The 19,492-nt window shown below is 73.4% G+C and carries 20 protein-coding genes; 6 read left to right on the top strand and 14 right to left on the bottom strand.

Translation table 11 applies throughout. The features are described 5' to 3' along the window. Nucleotides 1-141: 141 nt before the first annotated feature. On the bottom strand, nt 142-1,212 hold the full coding sequence (locus BMX65_RS13690) for an MBL fold metallo-hydrolase (protein ID WP_075000518.1): 1,071 nt from the start codon (nt 1,210-1,212) through the stop codon (nt 142-144). A gap of 158 nt (nt 1,213-1,370) precedes the next feature. Between BMX65_RS13690 and BMX65_RS13695 the strand changes: the two genes are divergently transcribed. After that, nucleotides 1,371-2,252 carry a LysR family transcriptional regulator gene (locus tag BMX65_RS13695; RefSeq protein ID WP_075000519.1) on the top strand — a complete coding sequence of 294 codons (882 nt, stop codon included), beginning with the start codon at nt 1,371-1,373 and terminating at the stop codon, nt 2,250-2,252. Next, nucleotides 2,249-3,154 carry a serine hydrolase gene (locus BMX65_RS13700; RefSeq protein WP_075000520.1) on the top strand — a complete coding sequence of 302 codons (906 nt, stop codon included), beginning with the start codon at nt 2,249-2,251 and terminating at the stop codon, nt 3,152-3,154. Before BMX65_RS13695 ends, BMX65_RS13700 begins: the two co-directional genes overlap by 4 nt. Before the next feature lie 66 nt (nt 3,155-3,220). Here the strand turns inward: BMX65_RS13700 and BMX65_RS13705 are convergent, their stop codons facing one another. The 3 genes from BMX65_RS13705 to BMX65_RS13715 form a co-directional block, all read right to left on the bottom strand. After that, the gene (locus BMX65_RS13705; RefSeq protein WP_075000521.1) at nt 3,221-4,411 is read right to left on the bottom strand and encodes a cytochrome P450 family protein; all 1,191 of its coding nucleotides are present in this window, start codon (nt 4,409-4,411) and stop codon (nt 3,221-3,223) included. Nucleotides 4,412-4,542: 131 nt separating this feature from the next. Next, nucleotides 4,543-5,538, bottom strand: a complete 996-nt coding sequence (locus BMX65_RS13710; RefSeq protein WP_075000522.1) for a SigB/SigF/SigG family RNA polymerase sigma factor — start codon at nt 5,536-5,538, stop codon at nt 4,543-4,545. Between the two features lie 292 nt (nt 5,539-5,830). Then, nucleotides 5,831-6,061 (bottom strand): DUF6480 family protein, encoded by a 231-nt coding sequence (locus tag BMX65_RS13715; protein WP_075000523.1) that lies wholly within the window; start codon nt 6,059-6,061, stop codon nt 5,831-5,833. A gap of 101 nt (nt 6,062-6,162) precedes the next feature. On the opposite strand from BMX65_RS13715, the gene BMX65_RS13720 reads away from it, so the two are divergent. After that, a complete protein-coding gene (locus tag BMX65_RS13720; protein WP_075000524.1) occupies nt 6,163-6,933 on the top strand; it encodes an IclR family transcriptional regulator in 771 nt (256 codons plus the stop codon). A gap of 5 nt (nt 6,934-6,938) precedes the next feature. Continuing rightward, nucleotides 6,939-7,784, top strand: a complete 846-nt coding sequence (locus BMX65_RS13725; protein ID WP_075000525.1) for an SMP-30/gluconolactonase/LRE family protein — start codon at nt 6,939-6,941, stop codon at nt 7,782-7,784. A 145-nt stretch (nt 7,785-7,929) separates the two neighbouring features. Here BMX65_RS13725 and mmsB read toward each other — a convergent pair whose 3' ends face one another. The 10 genes from mmsB to map form a co-directional block, all read right to left on the bottom strand. Further along, a complete protein-coding gene (gene mmsB / locus BMX65_RS13730; RefSeq protein WP_075000526.1) occupies nt 7,930-9,159 on the bottom strand; it encodes a multiple monosaccharide ABC transporter permease in 1,230 nt (409 codons plus the stop codon). A gap of 8 nt (nt 9,160-9,167) precedes the next feature. After that, the gene (gene mmsA / locus BMX65_RS13735) at nt 9,168-10,727 is read right to left on the bottom strand and encodes a multiple monosaccharide ABC transporter ATP-binding protein (protein ID WP_075000649.1); all 1,560 of its coding nucleotides are present in this window, start codon (nt 10,725-10,727) and stop codon (nt 9,168-9,170) included. A 17-nt stretch (nt 10,728-10,744) separates the two neighbouring features. Beyond that, complete coding sequence (chvE, locus tag BMX65_RS13740) at nt 10,745-11,863, bottom strand: multiple monosaccharide ABC transporter substrate-binding protein (protein WP_075000527.1); 1,119 nt, start codon at nt 11,861-11,863, stop codon at nt 10,745-10,747. Nucleotides 11,864-11,865: 2 nt separating this feature from the next. After that, nucleotides 11,866-12,840: a hypothetical protein gene (locus BMX65_RS13745; protein ID WP_075000528.1), complete on the bottom strand. Its 975-nt coding sequence runs from the start codon at nt 12,838-12,840 to the stop codon at nt 11,866-11,868. A 60-nt stretch (nt 12,841-12,900) separates the two neighbouring features. Further along, entirely contained in the window at nt 12,901-13,935 is a 1,035-nt protein-coding gene (locus BMX65_RS13750) for a zinc-dependent alcohol dehydrogenase (RefSeq protein WP_075000650.1), read from the bottom strand. Further along, nucleotides 13,932-15,098 carry a mandelate racemase/muconate lactonizing enzyme family protein gene (locus BMX65_RS13755; protein ID WP_075000529.1) on the bottom strand — a complete coding sequence of 389 codons (1,167 nt, stop codon included), beginning with the start codon at nt 15,096-15,098 and terminating at the stop codon, nt 13,932-13,934. The genes BMX65_RS13750 and BMX65_RS13755 overlap by 4 nt, the downstream gene beginning before the upstream one ends. Before the next feature lie 196 nt (nt 15,099-15,294). Continuing rightward, nucleotides 15,295-15,675 (bottom strand): FhaA domain-containing protein, encoded by a 381-nt coding sequence (locus tag BMX65_RS13760; RefSeq protein ID WP_075000530.1) that lies wholly within the window; start codon nt 15,673-15,675, stop codon nt 15,295-15,297. 270 nt (nt 15,676-15,945) lie between these two features. Next, entirely contained in the window at nt 15,946-16,341 is a 396-nt protein-coding gene (locus tag BMX65_RS13765; protein WP_075000531.1) for a DUF2795 domain-containing protein, read from the bottom strand. Between the two features lie 10 nt (nt 16,342-16,351). Next, nucleotides 16,352-17,116, bottom strand: a complete 765-nt coding sequence (locus BMX65_RS13770) for a VOC family protein (RefSeq protein WP_075000532.1) — start codon at nt 17,114-17,116, stop codon at nt 16,352-16,354. A 188-nt stretch (nt 17,117-17,304) separates the two neighbouring features. Beyond that, the gene (gene map / locus BMX65_RS13775) at nt 17,305-18,072 is read right to left on the bottom strand and encodes a type I methionyl aminopeptidase (RefSeq protein ID WP_075000533.1); all 768 of its coding nucleotides are present in this window, start codon (nt 18,070-18,072) and stop codon (nt 17,305-17,307) included. A gap of 60 nt (nt 18,073-18,132) precedes the next feature. On the opposite strand from map, the gene BMX65_RS13780 reads away from it, so the two are divergent. Beyond that, on the top strand, nt 18,133-18,408 hold the full coding sequence (locus BMX65_RS13780) for a helix-turn-helix domain-containing protein (protein ID WP_075000534.1): 276 nt from the start codon (nt 18,133-18,135) through the stop codon (nt 18,406-18,408). 175 nt (nt 18,409-18,583) lie between these two features. After that, the gene (locus tag BMX65_RS13785; protein ID WP_019355397.1) at nt 18,584-19,225 is read left to right on the top strand and encodes a CatB-related O-acetyltransferase; all 642 of its coding nucleotides are present in this window, start codon (nt 18,584-18,586) and stop codon (nt 19,223-19,225) included. Nucleotides 19,226-19,492: the final 267 nt, after the last annotated feature.

The raw sequence follows: 19,492 nt of genomic DNA on the forward strand, positions 1-19,492 counted from the left end.
CTTCACGCCCCTGCGGGCGAGGGCCGGGTCGTCAACAGGTGCAGGTGGACTCCGCCGGATACCGCTCGACACCTCCAGGTGCGGACGCACCCGCGCCGGGACGCCGCCGGCCTCGCGAGGCACCGGAGAACCGGAGGGGGGTCAGAGTTCGAACTGCTCCAGGTGGCGGGGGGACAGGACGCGGATACCGGAGCCTGCGGCCCTGCGGAGCCGGTCGACCGCGGCCCGGTCGACGGTCCCGTGCACCGCGGGGTCGTCCAGCGGCGTGACCAGGTCGTCGTGGTGGCTGGGGACGACGGTGCGGGGCCTGCCGAGCGTTGCGACAGCGCGCTCGAAGTAGTCGTGCACGGCGGCGTGCCCACTGGCGCCGAGCACCAGCACGTCCGGCCGGGCGCCGGAGACCTCGCGGGCCGCGAAGTTGGCCGTGCCGCTCAGGAACATGACGGTCAGCCGGTTGCCGACGGTCACCTGGTAGCCGAGCGTGCCGCCCTCCACCAGGTCGTCCAGGGTCCGGGGCCGGGCCGGGGGCGCGGTCAGGGTGCCGTAGGGGTCGAAGCCGTAGCCGCCGACCTGGCTGTGCAGACTGCGCACCACCTCGACGGTGCAGTCGGGGCGGGAACGCTTGCCGGACGGCTGCAGGGGGTGGCGCAAGACCTCGCCGCCGGAGACCACCGCGAGCCGGTGCTTGCGCCCCTTGCCCGGGACCCCCATGGCGGTGAGCAGGTGCAGATGGGTCTCCGAGCCGAGGACGGTGATCTCGGCGTCCCGCCAGGCCGGATGTTCCAGCAGGTAGGGGACGTCGGCCAGGTGGTCCCAGTGGCCGTGGGTGAGCAGCAGGAACTCGGGGGCCTCGGTGAGGTGTTCGCGCAGCACCCGGTCGATGATGCGGTGGTCCACCTCCAGTTTCCTGGTCATGTCGGGCTTGCCGTCGGCACCCGTGAACCCCTGGCGGGTCAGATAGGGATCGATCACCACCCGGTGCCCGTCGAAAGTCATCTCCCAGCCCGCGATGCCGAGCCAGCGCAGCCGCACCCCGCTGTTCCCGCGGCGGGCCGCGGGGCGGGCGGCGGACGCCTGGTCGCCGGAGAAGGATCCGGCCGCGGAGGCCGTGGCGATCCCCGTGGCGCCGACGGCTCCGGCGGCGAGGCCGGTGCGCAGCACACCCCGGCGGCTCGGGCGGTGCGGAGCGGCTGCGGGCTGCTGATCGGGCATGGATGGCTCCTCGGTCTGGGCGTCTGCGGGCTTCCCGCGCCGGGTGGCCGGACCGGGCTCGGGAGCAGGGAGTCAAACCCAGGGGTTCCGCCATGTCGAATACACTCTCGATCGCGAAACGATTCGCTCGGCATATCACTGCAGACCACGGGGGGCGCATGCTGACGGAGCGGCATCTGGAAATCTTCGTCGCGCTCGCCGAGGAGGAGCACTTCGGCGAGGCCGCGCAGCGCGTGGGCATCACCCAGCCGCCGCTTTCGCAGGCTCTGCGGCGGTTGGAGGCGCTGCTGGGAGTGCGGCTGTTCGACCGAGGGCGCGCGGTCTCCCTGACCCCGGAAGGCGTGCTGCTGCTCCCGCACGCGCGCCGTGCCCTGACCGCACTGGCCGAACTGCGGGAGACCGGGGCGCGGGAGCACGCGGAGGGGCAGCGCCTCCGGCTCGGTCTGCCGCCCGAACTGCCGCCCCCGCTCGGCGCCGCGCTCGCCGCGGCCCCGGTCCGGGCCGGTGTCAGCGGCCGGGTCTCGGTGCTGACCGCGCCGACTGCCGCGCTCTTGGCGGATGTCTCCGCGGGGCGGCTGGACCTCGCTGTGGTGCGCCACCCCGCCGTGCTGCACGGGCTGACCGCGGGACCGGTGACGCTGCTGCCGACCTGGCTGCTGGCCCCCTGCGGTGCCGACGGCGCGGCGGCCGCCGGACGGCTGCCCTATGCCGTCCGTCCGCGGGCCGAAGCGCCCGCTGCCCACGACCTGTTCCTGGACACCCTCGCGGGGCGGGGACGGCGGGTGGAGACGGTGGTCGTCTCGGACGAGCGCGCCGGACTAGCCCTGGCCGCCGCCGGGCAGGCCGTGCTGGTCACCGCGGACTCGGAACTGCGGGCCGACGGCGTCGCACGGCAGCCGACCACCGCTCCGGCGCTGCCGCTGCGGCTGCGTGTGGTGTGGGACGCCCGGCGGCTGGCCGCTGCCGGTGCCGACGAGGCGGCCGAGGTGCTCGCGGCGGCGTTGGCCACCGGCCGTGCGGACGGGGAGGGCGAGCGATGAGTGCGGTGTCGGGCAGGGGCGTGGAGCGCACGCTGCGGGGGATGTTCGACGACGCGGGGGTGCGCGGCTGGCTGCACGTGGCCGAACTCCACCGCCCCTCGGCCCGGGTGACGGTCGACGCCGACGGTCTCGCCCTGATGGGGTCGGTCTACAAGGTGCCGCTGATGGTGGCCTACTGCCGGCAGGTGGACGCGGGCGCTCTCGACCCGCGGCAGCGCCTCACGCTGTCCGCCGGGGACCGGCTTCCCGGGCCGACCGGTCTCTCGCTGCTGCGGGACGAGGTGTCGATGTCCCTGCGCGATCTGGTCGTCATGATGATGAGCATCTCGGACAACGCGGCGGCCGACGCCGTACTGCGGCAGGTCGGTACCGCGGCGGTCGAGGAGACCTGCGCGGCGCTCGGCCTCTCCCGCACCCGGTTGGACGGCGGCGCCGCCGGATCCCTGGCGCGGCTGCTCGCGGAGACCGGCGCGGAGTCGGTGGAGGCGGCCCTGTCCCGGATCGCCGACAACGACCGGGCGGTGCCGCCGGGCGTCTACGACCCCGCGTGGGCGGCCGCGACCACCCCGGCGGAGATGGCGGCGCTGCTGCGCGCCGTCTGGCGGGACGAGGCCGCCTCCCCCGGCAGTTGCGCCTTCATGCGTGCCACGATGGGACTCCAGCCCTGGCAGCACCGACTCGCGGCGGGCTTCCCCTCCGACGAGGTGGCGGTGTACGGCAAGACGGGGACGTTCGGCGCCATGCGGCACGAGGCCGGAGTCGTCGAACTCGCCGACGGGCGCGGATACACGGCCGTCGTCTTCACCCAGGCCGCCCGTGCCGACCGGCGGCTGCCCCGCGCGGACGCGGTCGTCGGTGCCGCGGCCCGCACCGCTGTCGAGCACCTGCGGAGCGGCGAGTAGCGCTGGGCCCGGGGTGGGCCGGGTCCGCTCCCGGAGCACCGGTCGGACCGGCGGCGGGTGCCGCACCTACCGGGTCAGCGGCAGTTCGCGCAGCGCATGGGAGCGGAAGGAGGTCTGCCGGCGCAGCTCCGCGGGCTCGACGGCCGGTCGGAGCGCGGGGAAGCGGTCGAGCAGGACCTCCAGGGCCAGCCCGATCTCCATCCGGGCGAGCGGGGCGCCCAGGCAGTAGTGCGTGCCCTGCCCGAAGGCCAGGTGCGCGGGGTCGCGGCGGCGGATGTCCAGCCGCTCGGGCGCCGGGTGGCGGGCCGGATCACGGTTGGCCGAGGACAGGCACAGCAGCACCGTGTCACCGGCCGGGACGGGCACACCGCCGTACTCCACCGGCTCGGTGGGGAACCGGCGGATGGCCGTCAGGTTCGCGTGCGCGTAGCGGGCCAGTTCCTCGACGGCGCCGGGGAGCAGCGCGGAGTCCGCGCGCAGGGCGGCGAGTTCGTCCGGATGGCGCAGCAGCTCCAGGAGGCCGCCGCTCACCAGGTGCTGCACGTTCTCGATGCCCGCGCCCAGGACGAGGAAGGCCAGGGAGCACAGTTCGTCCTCGGAGAGCCTGTCCCCCTCGTCGCGGGCCCGGACGAGGTCGGAGAGCAGGTCGTCGCCGGGTGCGCTGCGGCGCGCGGCGACCAGTCGGCGCAGGAAGTCGTGCATCCGGTTGATCGCCTCGCCCACCTGCTGGGGGCTCTCCATCGCCAGCATCGTGCGCACCCAGGAGGCGAACGGCCGCCGGTCCGCCTCGGGCACCGCGAACATGTCGCAGACCACGGTCATCGGCAGCGGTTCGGCGAACTCCCGCACCAGGTCGGCCGCGCCCTCGGCGTCCATGCGTGCGGCCAGCCGGTCGGCGAGCCGCTCGGCGACCTCCCGGATGCCGGCCCGCATCGCCTCGGCCCGGCGCGGGGTGAATCCCTGGGCGACCAGGCGGCGCAGCCGTATGTGGTCGCCGTGGTCGAGGTTGAGGAGGTTGGCGTCCAGTGCGGGCGGCAGCGAGAAACCCCGGTAACCACCGTTCGAGTGAGCCTTGTTGACGGAGAGCCGGGTGTCGGCCAGACCGGCCCGTACGTCCTCGTCGCGCAGCACGAGCCACACCGCGGTCCCGTCCGGCAGGGCCACACGGTGCACGGGCCCCTGTTCCCGCAGTGCACTGTAGGCGGCGTTCGGCCGGGCGTGGAACGATGCGTCGAAAGGCTGCGGCAGTGCCGTCATTCTCGCTCTCTCCGTCGGTCACCGGATCGGTGTGCCGACTGCTCACGTCGGCACGGACGTCTGCCGGACAGGCTAGAGCCCGCCTCCCGGGTCCCGGAGGCGGGGGAGCACGGCGGAGGCGCGGCGGGCCCTCAGGCGGCGGCGCGCGGCGGGTGGGTGCTGCTGTCCTCGTCCTCCCGCTCCTCGATCTCCTCGCGTACCCGGCGGCAGGCCGCCGCGAGGAGCCGGGAGACGTGCATCTGCGAGACGCCGAGCCGGCGGGCGATCTGCGACTGCGTGAGCTCGCGGAAGAAGCGCAGGTACAGCAGGCGCTGCTCGCGCTCGGGCAGGCGGCACAGGCAGGAGCGGACCGCTTCGCGGTCGACGACGTGGTCGTAGCCGCCCTCGTCCGAGCTGAGGGTGTCCATCAGGCAGATCGCTCCGTCTCCGCCGTCGCCGCCGCCGGACTCGGCGGCGACCGGTGCGTCCAGGGAGAGCGAGTTGAAGCACTGGAGGGCTTCCATCCCGGTGAGGGTGTCCTCCTCGGAGAGGCCGCTGTGGGCCGCCAGCTCGGCGACGGTGGGGGATCGTCCGGACGAGGTCAGCTCCAGCTCCCGCAGGCTCGCGCGGACGCGGTTGCGCAGGTCCTGGACGCGGCGCGGGACGTGGATCTCCCACATGTTGTCCCGGAAGTGGCGCTTGAGCTCGCCGTAGATGGTGGGGATGGCGAAGGTCTCGAAGGCGTTGCCGCGGGCGGGGTCGTAGCGCTCGACGGACTTGACCAGCGCGAGCGCGGCCACCTGTTCCAGGTCCTCGAGCGACTCGCCGCGGTTGCGGAACTTGCGGGCCAGCCGGTGCGCCATCGGCAGCCACGCCGTGACCACGCAGTCCTGGAGCCGGCGGCGCTCGGGGCAGTCCTCGGGCAGTTCCGCCAGCGCGGCGAAGTCGGCGGCGGTGTCGGGCGCGTCGTGGTGGGTACGACGGAGGGTGCGGGACGCGGCGGACGGGTCGCCCTCGTCCGCGGCGGCTCCGTCCGCAGCAGAGCGGGAGGCCGCGGCGTCCGCGGCGCAGGAGGGTTCGCCGCCGCCCTCGTCCGGGGCCGCGGAGGCGCTGCCGTCCTCGGTGGTGCGGATCTGCGTGGTCTTCATGGACTGCTCACTCCCACGTCTCACATGGGTGCTGTGCAAGACCGGCGGGAAGCGACCCCCAGTCCGCTCCCGGGCAGGATCTGTGCCGGTGCCGCCGGGTTCCCAGCGGCCCGATTTCACCGTGACACACACCACGCCGCACGGCATCTTCGCAGGTCACACCCGAATGCGCGGGGTGGGAACCGGTCGACGCACAGTGGCCGCGCCGTCGGCTCCGGGCGCGGGGTGCCGTCGGCTCCGGGCGCGGGCTCTCGGCTCCACGCGTGGGGAGCCCCGGGCGGAGGGAGCAGGGCTACTGCAGCTCGATCAGATAGCCCACGAAGAAGAGCAGCACGGCGACGACGACGAGGGTGATGAGCACGACCGGCACGACGCTCCAGCCGGTGGCCGGGTTGTGCTTCTCGAAGGGACCGGACTCCGATGTGCTGCCCTCCGCGGGCGGTGTCTCGCCGGGCGGCACCTCGCCACCGGCCTCCAGGCCGGTGGTGGTGTCCGGATCGGGGTCAGGGTTGGCGTAGCTCATGGCTCCCGAGTGGACCGGCGCAGCCCCTCGTACACCTCCCCCGCGCCCGCTAGGATGTTCGGAGAGGCGATCGCTCTTCGATATATCGAACAGGAGGAGCCATGGGACGGCTCGTGCCCGCGGTGACCAGGGCGCTGGACATTCTGGAGCTGTTCCTGGAGCGGGACGGTCCGCTCTCGGCACCCGACATCGTGCGCGGGCTGGGCCTGCCCCGCACGACCGTGCACGAGCTGGTGGGCACGCTGACAGCGCGCTCCTATCTGGCGCCCGTGCCGGGCCGGGCGGGCCACTACCGGCTGGGCGTGCGCGCCTACCAGCTCGGCAGCCGGTACGCCGAGCAGCTCGACCTCGCGGCCGAGGGGCAGCAGGTGGCCCGCTCGGTGGCAGAGAGCTGCCAGGAGACGGTGCACGTGGCGATCCTGGAGGACACCGACGTCATCTACGTCGCGAAGGTGGACTCCACCCAGGCCGTGCGGATGGTCTCGGCCGCGGGCCGCAGGCTGCCTGCGCACTGCACGGCGGTCGGCAAGATGCTGCTCGCCTCGCTGCCCGCCGAGGAGCTCGCCGCGCGGCTGCCCGACGGGGCCGAACTGCGGGCCATGACGCCCGACAGCGTCACCGACGTGGCGGCGCTGCGGAAGGAGCTGGCGGACGTCGCCGAGCGCGGGTTCGCCGTCGAGGAGAGCGAGTCGAACACCGATGTGAGCTGCGTGGCCGCGCCCGTCCGCGACCGCTCCGGCCGGGTGGTAGCGGCGCTGTCGGTCTCCGTGCCGCTGATCCGCTGGAACCGGGAGCGGCGGGACGAACTCGCGGAGCTGGCCCGGCGCGGCGCCGGACGGCTGTCGGAGCGGCTGGGGCACCCGAAGCGGTGAGCGGGATGCGCGCCGAGACCGCCGTGCCCGCGTCCGCCGTGCTCGGCGAGGGGCCGACCTGGGACGCGGCCGCCGGACGGCTGGTCTGGGTGGACATCCTCGCCTCCCGGGTGCACACCTTCGACCCCGCGACCGGCGCGCGCACCGTGCTGGCCACCGAGCAGCACGTGGGCGCGGCCAAGCCGCGCGCGAGCGGCGGGCTGGTCGTCAACCTGCGGGACGGGATCGGGCTGTACGACGCGGACGGCCGCTTCCGCTGGCTGCGTCACCAGGCGGTGCCCGGCCGCCGGGGCAACGACGCGGCCGTCGCCCCCGACGGCACGCTGTGGGCGGGCACCATGCGCTACGACGAGGCGCCGGGCGGCGGCACTCTGGAGCGGCTCGCGCCGGACGGCCGGGCCCGCACCGTGCTGGACGGAGTCACCGTCTCCAACGGAACCGGCTGGAGCCCCGACGGGCGGCGGCTGTACTACGTCGACAGCCCCACCCGGCGCCTCGACGTGTTCGACGTCCGGGCGGACGGGCTGCCCACCGGACGGCGCCCGCTGGCGGAGGTCGAGCCGGGCGCGGGCTACCCGGACGGGCTGACCGTGGACGCGGACGGATGCGTGTGGGTGGCGCTGTGGGACGGCGGCGCAGTGCGGCGCTACACGCCGGAGGGTGCGCTGGACCGGGCGCTGGAGCTGCCGGTGCGGCGGCCCACCGCCTGCGCCTTCGGCGGCGCGGGGCTCCGCGACCTGTACATCACCACGGCCCGCGCCGGGCTCACCGCGCCCCGGCAGCCGGCCGGTTCGCTGCTGGTCCTCCGCGACGCGGGGCGCGGACTGTGCGGGCCGCCCTTCGCCGGGTGAGGCCCCCCGGGCGGGCCGTCGCCGGACCGGGGGCTGCCGTCGCCGCGCGCGGACGCACGGCTGGCGGCAGCCCCGGCCGCGGGGCGGGCGGAGCGGACGTCCGGGCCGGCGGTGCCGGGCGTCCGGTCCGGTTCCGCCGCCGCTCTCAGCGCCCGGCCCGGCGCTTGTTCCAGACGTCGAATCCGACCGCGGCCAGCAGCACCAGCCCCTTGATGACCTGCTGGTAGTCGGTGCCGATCCCGACCAGGGACATGCCGTTGTTGAGCACGCCGAGGACGAGTCCGCCGATGACCGCCCCCACCACGGTGCCGACGCCGCCGCTCATCGAGGCGCCGCCGATGAAGGACGCGGCGATGGCCTCCAGTTCGAAGTTGAGCCCCGCCTGCGGGGTGCCGGAGTTGAGGCGGGCGGCGTAGACGCAGCCGGCCAGCGCGGCGAGGACGCCCATGTTGACGAAGACGAGGAAGGTGACGCGCTGGTCCTTGACGCCGGAGAGCTTGGCGGCGGCCTTGTTGCCGCCGAGCGCGTAGACGTGCCGGCCGACGACGGCGTTGCGCATCACGTAGCCGAGCCCGATCAGCAGCGCGCACATCACCAGCATCACCACGGGCACCCCGTGGAAGCTGGCGAGCGTCAGCGTGAAGGCGAGCACGGCGGCGACCAGGGCCACGCACTTGGCGACCCACAGCGTGGTGGGCAGCACCTCCAGTTCGTACCGCAGTTGCCGCCTGCGGTCGCGCCGCTCGCGCAGCAGCAGGAGGACGACGGCGACCAGCCCGATCACCAGCGTGGGGTTGTGGTACTGCGTGTAGGGGCCCATCTCCGGGATGAAGCCCTTGGCGAGGTTCTGGAAGCCGGTGGGGAAGGGCGAGAGGGACTGGCCGCCCAGCACGATCTGGGTCAGTCCGCGGAAGAGCAGCATCCCGGCGAGTGTCACGATGAAGGAGGGGATGCCGACATAGGCGATGAAGAAGCCCTGCCACGCTCCGGCGACGGCACCGATCAGCAGCGACAGGATCAGCGCCGGGACCCACGGCATGCCGTGCTCGACCATCATCACCGCGGCCATGGCGCCGACGAAGGCCACCAGCGAGCCGACGGAGAGGTCGATGTGGCCGGCGATGATGACGATCATCATGCCCATGGCCAGGATGAGGATGTAGCCGTTCTGCTGGATCAGGTTGGAGACGTTGTTCGGCAGCAGCAGCGTGCCGTCCGTCCATATCTGGAACAGCACGATGATGAAGACGAGCGCCGTGAGCATGCCGTACTGCCGCATGTGGCCGCGGACGTTCTCCAGCAGCAGGGAAGCCGCCGACCGGGCGGCCCCCTGCGCGGCGGGCGGGGCGTCGGTGGGATCGGTCGTGGTGGTCATGGCGGGCCTCAGCTTCTGTTCCGGGTCATGTGGCGCATCAGGACCTCCTGGGTGGCGTCCGCACGGGCGACCTCGGCCGTGAGCCGGCCCTCGGCCATGGTGTAGACGCGGTCGCACATCCCCAGCAGTTCGGGCAGTTCGGAGGAGATGAAGAGCACGGCCTTGCCCTGTGCGGCGAGTTCGTCGATGACGGTGTAGATCTCGTACTTGGCGCCCACGTCGATCCCCCGGGTCGGCTCGTCGAGGATCAGCACCTCGGGGTCGGCGTGGATCCACTTGCCGAGCACGACCTTCTGCTGGTTGCCGCCGGAGAGCCGGCCGACCTGCTCGTGCACGGTGGGCGCCTTGATGTTCATGGAGGTGCGGTAGCGCTCGGCGACGGAGCTCTCCCGGTGCTCGTCGACCACGCCGTGCCGGGCCAGCCCGCTCAGCGAGGCCAGCGAGATGTTGCGGTTGATGGTGTCGATGAGGTTGAGGCCGTACTGCTTGCGGTCCTCGGTGACATAGGCCAGGCCCGCACCGATCGCGGCGGGGACGGTCCTGGTGCGCACCTCGCGGCCGTCGATCCGCACCGTGCCGGACTCGTAGCGCCCGTAGGAGCGGCCGAAGACGGACATCGCCAGCTCGGTGCGGCCCGCGCCCATCAGCCCGGCCAGCCCGACGATCTCACCGCGGCGCACCGTCAGGGACACGTCGTCGACGACCTTGCGCTGCTGGTCGACGGGGTGCCGTACGGTCCACCCGGACACCTCCAGCGCGGTGCTGTGCTCACCGCCGTACCGGGTGCGCTCCGGGAAGCGGTGGTCGAGATCGCGGCCGACCATGCCCCGGATGATGCGGTCCTCGGACAGTTCGGGGGCGTCGTCCGGGTGCGCGCGGACCGGGAGCGTCTCGATCGTGCGGCCGTCACGCAGGATGGTGACGGAGTCGGCGATCCGGCGGATCTCGGCCAGCTTGTGCGAGATGACGATGCTGGCGATGCCCTGTTCGCGCAGTTCCCGGATGAGGGCGAGCAGGGTGGCGCTGTCCTCGTCATTGAGCGCGGCGGTGGGCTCGTCCAGGATGAGCAGCTCCACCTCCTTGGACAGCGCCTTGGCGATCTCCACCAGTTGCTGCTTGCCGACGCCGAGGTCGGCGACGGGCGTCTGCGGGTTCTCCCGCAGACCCACCCTCCGCAGCAGCCCGGCCGCCTGCCGCATGGTGGCGCCCCAGTCCACGAACCCGCGCCCGGCGCGCTGCTCGTTGCCGAGGAAGATGTTCTCGGCGATGGACAGGAAGGGCACCAGCGCCAGCTCCTGGTGGATGATGACGATGCCGCACTGCTCGCTGGCGCGGACGTCCTTGAAGCCGACCTGCTCGCCCCGGAAGCTGATCCGGCCCTGGTAGCTGCCGTGCGGGTGCACCCCGCTGAGCACCTTCATCAGCGTCGACTTGCCCGCGCCGTTCTCCCCGCAGACGGCGTGGATCTCCCCGGGGCGCACGGTCAGGTTCACCTCGCTGAGTGCCGTGACGCCGGGGAAGGTCTTGGTGATGCCCCGCATCTCCAGGACGGGGCCGTCCTGCCGCATGCCGCCGCCGGCCGCGCTCACTTGAGCTGCCCCGCGGTGAAGTAGCCCTCGTCGACCAGGAGCCCCGTGTTCGACTTGTCGACGGAGACCGGTTTGAGCAGGTAGGCGGGCACGACCTTCTTGCCGTTGTCGTAGTCGGTGGTGTTGTTGACCTCGACCTTCTTGTCGTCGAGCAGCGCGTCGCCCATCCGCACGGCCTGCTTGGCCAGCTTGCGGGTGTCCTTGAAGACGGTCTGGGTCTGCTCCCCGGCCACGATGGACTTCACCGAGGCCAGCTCGGCGTCCTGGCCGGTGACCACGGGCAGCGGATGGCGTTTGCTGCCGTAGCCGGCGCTCTTGAGCGCGGAGATGATGCCGATGGAGATGCCGTCGTAGGGCGAGAGGACCGCGTCCACGTCGGTGCTGCCGTAGTTCTTGCTGATCAGGTCGTCCATCCGCTTCTGCGCCGTGCCGCCGTCCCAGCGCAGGGTGGTCGCCTGGTTCATCTTCGTCTGCTTGCTGCGCACCACCAGTTGTCCGGTCTTCAGGAAGGGCCGCAGTTTCTTCAGCGCGCCGTTCCAGAAGTACTTGGTGTTGTTGTCGTCCGGGGAGCCGGCGAACAGCTCGATGGTGTAGTGCTTGTCCGCGTCCTCGTCCGGTTTCTCCAGTCCGAGCCGGTCGAGGATGTACTGGCCCTGGAGTTCGCCGACGCGCTCGTTGTCGAAGGACGCGTAGTAGTCGACGTTCTTGGTGCCGAGGATGAGCCGGTCGTAGGAGATGACCGGGATGTGGGCGTCGGCGGCCCGTTTGAGGACGTTGGTGAGGGCCGAGCCGTCGATGGCGGCGACGACCAGCAGCCGGTGCCCCTTGGTGATCATGTTCTCGATCTGGGCGACCTGGTTCTCGACCTTGTCGTCCCCGTACTGCAGATCGGTCTTGTACCCGGCCTTGCGGAACTGCTCGGCCATGTTCCTGCCGTCGGCTATCCACCGCTCGGACGACTTGGTGGGCATGGCCAGGCCGATCGTGCCGCCCTTGCCCTTGTCCGGCTGGTAGCGGCTGCCGCCGCGTGCTTCCTGGCCGCAGGCGGCCAGGGCGGCGACGAGCGCGGTGGCCAGAACCGCGGAGACGGCGGTACGGCGTCTGCGGGTGCGCATCTTCAGTTCCCTTCGGACTCGGTGTGCTCGAAGCGGTGCAGCGGCCCCGGCAGCCGGGAGCCGAGCGGGGACATGCCGTCCGCGGCGCCGTGCCGGGCCAGCAGGTCCAGGGCGAGCCGGCCGCGGCGCACCCGCTCGCGGGCCGTGTCCAGCACAGCGGCGCGCAGTTGCCGCCCGGACGGGTAGACGCCGGGCGCCCTGGCCAGCCCGAACTTCAGGTAGAGCGGGGCGCCGCGCCGGATCAGCTCGGCCAGTTCGTACATCCGCACGGAGCCGCCCAGGTCGTCGGGGGCCTCGATGTACATGTCCATCGGCGCCGCGCTGACCCGCCGGATCTCGGTGAGGTGGTCGGGCGTCAGATCGCTGGGCACGTTCAGCGAGTCGGCGCCGAGCCGCTCGTAGACCGCGTACGAGGCGGGGTTGACCGGCCCGATCAGCGCCGAGACCTTCAGCGTGGTGCCCGCGGGCAGGATGCCGGCGGCGCGGGCCCGGTGCAGCGTCCACAGCACCCCCTCGTCGGCGACGAGCAGGCAGCGCACCCCCAGTCCGGTGGCGCGCACCGCGTCCTCCACGCATCCGGCGAGCGCACTGTGGCCGCGGGCCCGCAGCCCGGCGCCGCCGGAGTCGGTACGGGTGGCGGCTCCGGTGTCCCAGGTGCCGCGCGGACCGGTGAACAGGCACAGTTCGATGTCGCGTTCGGCGCACGCCTGGACCATCTCGGTGATCTCGGCGTCGGTGAGCATCCAGATGCCGCTGCCCTGGCTGATGCGGTGCAGCGGCACGTCGAGCCGGGCCGACTCGGCCAGGACGACGGCGAGCGCCTCGGGTCCCTCGCAGGAGGGCACCTCGGTGCGCCACCGGCCACCGTCGGGGAAGGCGTGCGAGGAGGTGTCGGCGGGTTCGGGCGGGGCGGGCGGCAGCTCCAGGGCGGTGAGCGCGGGTTCACCCGGCAGGCGGGGCGGGGTGCTGGTGGTCACGGGGCTCCTTCGGTACGGGGCGGGTGGCCGTGCGGGGAAGGCGTGCGGGGAGGGAGAGCGTCAGGGGTGCAGCAGCACCTTGCCGACCGCGGGATCGCCGTCGGCGACGAGAGCGACGGCCTGCTCGAACTCACCCACCGGCAGCCGGTGGGTGACCAGCGGCAGCGGATCCAGCAGTCCGCGGGCGAAGGCGCGCACCGCGTGCGCCCAGGCGGCGGGCGGGGCACCGAAGACGGTGTCCACCCGCAGCGCGCCCAGGACGAGCGCGGCGGGGTCGAGCTCCGCGGCCCCGGCGGGCGGGATCCCGGTGAGCACCAGCCGTCCGCCGCGGCGCAGCAGCCCGGCCGCCTGCCGCGCCGCACCCGGCACCCCCGCCGCCTCGACCACGATGTCGTGGCCGCCGAGCCCGGCGGTCTCCCGGTGGTGCCGGTAGCCGGTGGCGCCGAACCCGGCGGCGAGCTCCGCGCGTCCGGGGCGGGCACCGGTCAGCAGCAGCTCGGCGGGCGAGCCCGCGGCCAGCAGCCGGACCGCGAGCAGTCCCAGGGTGCCGTCGCCGACGACGGCCACCCGGTCCCCGGCGCGGACGCCGGCACGCAGCGCGGCGGCCGCGGCGCAGGCGGCGGGCTCCAGCAGGGCCGCGGCCGTCAGATCGGCGTCGTCCGGCAGAGTGTGCAGCAGCCGGGCCGGGAGGGTGAGGGTGGGAGCCATGGCGCCGGGCTCGGTGAAGCCGGTCTCGGCGTACCCGGCGGTGCACAGCGTGGACTCGCCGGTGCGGCAGCGGTCGCACAGCTGGCAGTTGCGGAACCCCTCCCCCACCGTCTTGCGGCCCACGAGCGTGCCGGGCACCCCGTCGCCGACCGCTTCGACGGTGCCCGACCACTCGTGACCGGGCGTCACCGGATAGCGCGCGTACGGCGCGGGGCGGTTGCCCTGGTGCAGCTCGCGGTCGCTGCCGCAGATGCCGGCGGCGTGCACCCGGACCCGTGCCTCGCCGGGGCCGGGCGGGCGCGGGGTGTGCGGGACGAGGCGGACGGTGCCGGGTGCCTCCAGGACGACGGCGCGGCCGTCACCGGCACCGGCGGTCCCGGCGGTCACCGGCCGGCGCCGCTCGGGTCGCGGGTCTCCCAGCCCTCGGCCCACAGGTCGAAGTGGGCGCGCTGCTGGGGGAACTCCGCGGCCGCGTCGGTGTCCAGCTCCACGCCCAGGCCCGGCTCCCGGGAGAGCGGGAAGCAGCCGGTCGCGGGGTCCACCTCGGGCGCGCCTCTGACCACCTTCCTGATCTCGGCGTCGGCGAAGTCGTTGAAGTGCTCCAGCACCTTGAAGTTGGGCGTGGCGAAGCCGACCTGGAGGCTGGCGGCGGTCAGCACCGGGCCGCCGACGTTGTGCGGGGCCACGAGTGTGTAGTGGGTCTCGGCCGTGGCGGCCAGCTTGCGGGTCTCGGCGATGCCGCCGAGGTGTCCGAGGTCGGGCTGGACGATGTCGGCGGCCTGGCTCTCGAACAGCTCGCGGAACTCGATCCGGTCGTGGATGCGTTCGCCCGTGGCCACCGGCATGTCCACCTTGTCCGCGACCTTGGCGAGCGCCTTGAGGTTCTCCGGCGGCACCGGCTCCTCCAGCCACGCGGGCCGGAACGGCGCCATCTCGCGGGCGAGCCGGACGGCGGTGGCGGGCGCGAACCGGCCGTGCATCTCCAGCATGAGTTCCGCCTCGGGGCCGATGGCGTCGCGCACCGCCTCGATGAGGGAGACCGCGTACCGCGTCTCGGCGTGGGAGAGTTCCAGGTGGCCGGTGCCGAACGGGTCGATCTTCAGGGCGCGGTAGCCGCGCGCCATGACGTCCCGGGCCGCCCGGTGGTAGGCGTCGGGTGTGCGTTCGGTGGTGTACCAGCCGTTGGCGTACGCGGGGACGGCCTCGGTGACGTTCCCGCCCAGCAGTTGCCACACGGGCACGCCCAGCGCCTTGCCCTTGATGTCCCAGCAGGCCGTCTCCACGCAGGCGATGCCGGACATCACGATCTCGCCCGCGCGCCCGTAGTCCCCGTACTTCATCCGCCGGACCAGGTCCTCCGTGCGGAAGGGGTCGGAGCCGGCGATGTGGTTGACCTCGGCCTCCCGCAGATAGCCGAGCAGCGCTTCGGTGCGGCCCAGCATCCGGGTCTCTCCGACCCCGGTGAGTCCTTCGTCGGTGTGGACCTGGACATAGGTCAGGTTCCGCCAAGGCGTCCCGACCACGTGGGTACTGATACCGGTGATGCGCACGAGAACCGCTCCTGAAGTCGTCCGCCATGTTCGACATTTCGACACGTGTTCGAAATAGCGATGTGACACTAAGGAGGACCCAGAGGGGTGTCAATGACCGGAACGCGCTTTTCTGTGCGCTCTGTTGAGTGAGCGTGACCGGCTTTGTTGCTCGCTGTGCGGTGTCCTCGTGCGCGCGGTCAGGGACTGCGCGCCGTCAGGGACGCGGGGTGATGCTGCTGTGCACCCGGTAGCGCGGCGGCTCCTGCCCCGCGCGCGGCGGACACAGCCGGACGGCGACCGGCCCCGCGAAGCTGAAGCGCCGCTCGGCTGCGTGCCGCCGCACCTCGGACGCGAGCCGTTCACCGACCGGGCCCGCCTGGCCGGCCAGCCGCGCGTAACTCTCGGACGGAAGTTCCAGCTCGAAGGCGTTGGGCACCACCGTGCGCCCCCGGCCCACGATGACCGCCTTCACCTCGCACTCGCGGCGCAGCACCTCCAGCACTTCCACCGGCTCCTCGGCGCCGCGTGCGAACAGCCGCCACAAGGAGTCGGAAAAGCGCTCCATCCTGCTCTCGACCTCACGGAAGAACGTCATCGCTGCCCGCTTCCCCCTCCACGCCCGAGCATGCTCCCCCGATCAGGTGGTCCGGAGCGGTCCGGGAGGAACACGCATGCGGAGGGGAAGCGGCCCCCCGTGGGTACGCCGGTCACCGAGCCCGTCCGGCGGGCCGCACCGCGCCCCGTGCCTCCTCCCCGCCGCCGGCCGGGCACGACGCCGCGGCCGCCGGGGGCTCCCGGCGCGCCGGGAGCCCGCCCGGCCCCGCAGGACCGGGCGGCCTGCCCCCGGCCGCTGCTCCGAGCGCGCTCAGCCGCGGCGCGACTCGGTGTGCAGGCCGAGGGCCTGGGCCAGCTCCTGGACATTGGTGAAGCGGATGTCCGCGGGAAGTCCCGCGGCCATGTCCACGAGCCGGTCCGGGGCGTGCTCGGCACGCAGCGCGTCCAGCACCTCCGCGCGCCCGGTCGGATACAGATGCCGGCCCAGGTACTGGGCGATCTCCGAGCGCAGCTCGACATCGCGGGGCGTCATCCCGGCCGGGGTGCCGCCGGTCCGCAGGGCCTGCGGGTCCCGGAAGGGCTCGGGCTGGTCCTCGCCCGAGGGCTCCATCTCCCGCCCTTCCTCGCGGTTGGAACGCAGCTCGCCGCGGAGCCGCTTCTTGGCCTCGTCGTCCTGGATCGGTCCGTTTTTGTCGTTCTCCTGCATGGTGTGCTCCTTACGCGCTGAGCAGACAGAAGGAGGCTCCCTTGGGATCGCGGAGCGTCGCGGTCCGCCCCAGGGGTCCGGCCCGGGGCGGGGTGGCGACGGCGCCGCCTTCCCGTTCCGCGGCACGCAGCGCCGCGTCCAGGTCGGGTACCCGGAAGTACGGCTCCCACCGCGCCCGGATGCCCGGATCGGGCGGGGCCTCCAGGGCGCCACCGCGCAGCCCGGCGACCGGGGCCCCGTCGACCCGTACGACGATCTCGTCGTACTGCTCCTCATAGGTGACCCCGTGGCTCGGGTCGGCCATCCAGTCGAAGATCTCTCCGTAGAAGACGGCGGCGGCGAAGGCGTCGGAGGTGTGCAACTGGAGCCAGGCGGGCGCGGGGCCGGACCCCACCCACCAGGAGGCGGGCCCGTCGCCCTGCCACAGGCCGAACGGCGCGCCCCACCGGTCGGCCGCGATGACGGCACGGCCGCCGCCCGCGCGCAGCGGGCCGACCGCGACGGTCGCACCCCGCTCGGCGATGCGTTCGGCGACCACGTCGGCGTCCTCGACCTGGAAGTACACCGTCCAGCGCTCGGCTTCCGGCCCGGCGCCGGCGGCGAGCTGGTTGATCCCGGCGACCGGCTGACCGGCCACCGTGGCGATCCGCCGGTCGGGCCCCGCGTCCGAGGTGACGAAGGTCCAGCTCAGCACCGGCCCGTAGAACTCCTCGGCGGCCCGTTGATCGGGGGTCATCAGACTCACCCAGCAGGGCACTCCGCCGACCGCAGCCATGTGTCCGCCTTCCCGCCGCGTGGGGCATCGCGTGTGCTCCACTCAGGGTACATATGGCGCCGTACCAGGCATAACGGACGCGTCTGCGACCGGAGGTGCACCCCACTTCTTCGCGCCCCCGCAAGTTCTTCGCGCCCCCGCAAGGGGCCTCCTCTGTACCGACCAGTACGTACACCTCGGTCGCGGCGTCACGGCAGGGTCAGGATGCGCGGGCCCTGGTCGGTGACGGCGACGGTGTGTTCGACATGGGCGGCCCGGCTGCCGTCGGTGGTCAGCAGCGTCCAGCCGTCGGCGCCGGTGCGGTAGGCGTTCCGTCCACCCGCCATGAACATGGGTTCGATGGCGAGCACCAGGCCGTGACGGAGCGGGAAGCCGCGGCCGGGACGGCCCCGGTTGGGCACATGGGGGTCCTCGTGCATGCTGCGGCCGATGCCGTGGCCACCGAAGTCGGCGGGCATGCCGCAGCCGGCCTGCCGGGCGACGGTGTCGACGGCGTGCGAGATGTCGCCGAGGCGGCCACCGGCCTGCGCGGCGGCGACACCGGCGGCCAGGGCCCGGCGGGTGGCGTCGATCAGCTCCCGGTCCGCGGGGCGCGGGGTGCCGACGGTGAAGCTGACGGCCGCGTCACCGGTCCAGCCGTCGAGCCGGGCGCCGCAGTCGAGGCTCACCAGGTCGCCGTCGCGCAGCCGGTGGTCGGTGGGGACGCCGTGCACCACGGCGTCGTTCACCGAGGCGCAGAGCACGGCCGGGAAGGGGGTCGCCGCGAAGGAGGGCCGGTATCCCAGGAACGGGGAGTCGGCTCCCGCCTCGGCCAGCACCGCACGGGCCGCCTCGTCGAGCTCCCGCAGGGACACCCCGACCCCGGCCGCCTCCCGGGCCGCGGCCAGGGCGCGGGCCACCACCCGCCCGGCCTCCCGCATCGCGTCCATCGCGGCGTCGGTCTTGATCTCCACCATGTGCTGCGTCTCCCCGCCTCGCCACTACCCAATACTTATACCGGTATTAGTATCACAGTCATGGTGAGGACTCCTTTGACCCCGGAGGAACGGGAACGCGGCGAGCGCTTCGGCCTGCTGCTGCGCCAGGCACGCGGCAGCAGGAGCATGACGGAGGTGGCCGCCGCCGCCGGCGTCTCCGCCGAGACGCTGCGCAAGATCGAGACCGGCAGGGCGCCCACTCCGGCCTTCTTCACCGTCGCGGCCCTGGCCTCGGCCCTGCATGTGTCCCTGGACGCGCTGGCCGCGGGATGCGCACCGGATCCGGAACGGGAGGAGGCGGCGCTCTCGGCCTGACGGCAGCGCCCCGCACGCACGGCCGCCGGAGCGCTGAGCACCGTTCACGCAGGTGACAGCGGCGACAGCGGCGACAGCGGCGACAGCGGCGACAGCTGACCCTAAACCGGTGGCTCGGGGCGGCAGGGGTCCGCGATCATGAACCGACCGCCGCCTCCGCCGAAGGACCACGCCCATGCCTGTGCCCGCCGATCCGACCGTACTCCACCCGATGCCCGGGCAGCCGCGGGTGGTGCTGCTCAAACCGCTGGTGACGTCCCCGCTGATCGAGGTCGGCGAGTACTCCTACTACGACGACCCGGACGATCCGACCGCGTTCGAGACGCGCAACGTGCTGTACCACTACGGCCCGGAGAAGCTCGTCATCGGCAAGTTCTGCGCACTGGGCACCGGCGTGCGGTTCCTGATGAACGGCGCCAACCACCGCATGGACGGCCCCTCGACCTTCCCCTTCCCCACCATGGGCGGTGCGTGGGCGGAGCACTTCGACCTGCTCACCGGGCTGCCCAGCCGGGGCGACACCGTCGTCGGCAACGACGTCTGGTTCGGCCACGGCACGACGGTGCTGCCCGGGGTGCGGATCGGACACGGCGCGATCATCGGCTCCGGCGCCGTGGTCACCCAGGACGTACCCGACTACGGAATCGTGGGCGGCAACCCGGCCCGGCTCCTGCGCACCCGGTACAGCCCCGAGGAGGTCGCCCGGCTGCTCGCGGTGGCCTGGTGGGACTGGCCCGCGGAACACCTCACCGCTCAGCTGCGGACGGTCATGTCGGGCAGCGTCGCCGAGCTGGAGGCCGCCGCCCCGCGGACGTGACGCTCCCGCGGCTCCGTCGCCCCCGCACGCCACTCGGCGCCCCGCCCGGGCCGCCCGGCTCCACGCGCGGCGCCGGAAGGCGGCGCCCCGGCGAAAAAGGGGATGCCCGCGGGCCGGGGCGGGACTACAGTCCCGCGCATGTACTTCTGCGCTCAGATCTACGGCTGACACGGCCGGGGCAACGCCCCGCCGCTCCCCGGCACGCCCCTGTGCGCGCCCCGTCCGGTACCGCCGGGCAGGCCGGCGCGCGGGCCTGCCGTGTCCTGT

Source organism: Streptomyces qinglanensis (assembly GCF_900111245.1).
Lineage (GTDB): Bacteria > Actinomycetota > Actinomycetes > Streptomycetales > Streptomycetaceae > Streptomyces > Streptomyces qinglanensis.

Coding starts and splice junctions, on each gene's coding strand:
- BMX65_RS13690 (WP_075000518.1), bottom strand. CDS start 1,212: ATGCCCGATCAGCAGCCCGCAGCCGCTCCGCACCGCCCGAGCCGCCGG.
- BMX65_RS13695 (WP_075000519.1), top strand. CDS start 1,371: ATGCTGACGGAGCGGCATCTGGAAATCTTCGTCGCGCTCGCCGAGGAG.
- BMX65_RS13700 (WP_075000520.1), top strand. CDS start 2,249: ATGAGTGCGGTGTCGGGCAGGGGCGTGGAGCGCACGCTGCGGGGGATG.
- BMX65_RS13705 (WP_075000521.1), bottom strand. CDS start 4,411: ATGACGGCACTGCCGCAGCCTTTCGACGCATCGTTCCACGCCCGGCCG.
- BMX65_RS13710 (WP_075000522.1), bottom strand. CDS start 5,538: ATGAAGACCACGCAGATCCGCACCACCGAGGACGGCAGCGCCTCCGCG.
- BMX65_RS13715 (WP_075000523.1), bottom strand. CDS start 6,061: ATGAGCTACGCCAACCCTGACCCCGATCCGGACACCACCACCGGCCTG.
- BMX65_RS13720 (WP_075000524.1), top strand. CDS start 6,163: ATGGGACGGCTCGTGCCCGCGGTGACCAGGGCGCTGGACATTCTGGAG.
- BMX65_RS13725 (WP_075000525.1), top strand. CDS start 6,939: ATGCGCGCCGAGACCGCCGTGCCCGCGTCCGCCGTGCTCGGCGAGGGG.
- mmsB (WP_075000526.1), bottom strand. CDS start 9,159: ATGACCACCACGACCGATCCCACCGACGCCCCGCCCGCCGCGCAGGGG.
- mmsA (WP_075000649.1), bottom strand. CDS start 10,727: ATGCGGCAGGACGGCCCCGTCCTGGAGATGCGGGGCATCACCAAGACC.
- chvE (WP_075000527.1), bottom strand. CDS start 11,863: ATGCGCACCCGCAGACGCCGTACCGCCGTCTCCGCGGTTCTGGCCACC.
- BMX65_RS13760 (WP_075000530.1), bottom strand. CDS start 15,675: ATGACGTTCTTCCGTGAGGTCGAGAGCAGGATGGAGCGCTTTTCCGAC.
- BMX65_RS13765 (WP_075000531.1), bottom strand. CDS start 16,341: ATGCAGGAGAACGACAAAAACGGACCGATCCAGGACGACGAGGCCAAG.
- BMX65_RS13770 (WP_075000532.1), bottom strand. CDS start 17,116: ATGGCTGCGGTCGGCGGAGTGCCCTGCTGGGTGAGTCTGATGACCCCC.
- map (WP_075000533.1), bottom strand. CDS start 18,072: ATGGTGGAGATCAAGACCGACGCCGCGATGGACGCGATGCGGGAGGCC.
- BMX65_RS13780 (WP_075000534.1), top strand. CDS start 18,133: ATGGTGAGGACTCCTTTGACCCCGGAGGAACGGGAACGCGGCGAGCGC.
- BMX65_RS13785 (WP_019355397.1), top strand. CDS start 18,584: ATGCCTGTGCCCGCCGATCCGACCGTACTCCACCCGATGCCCGGGCAG.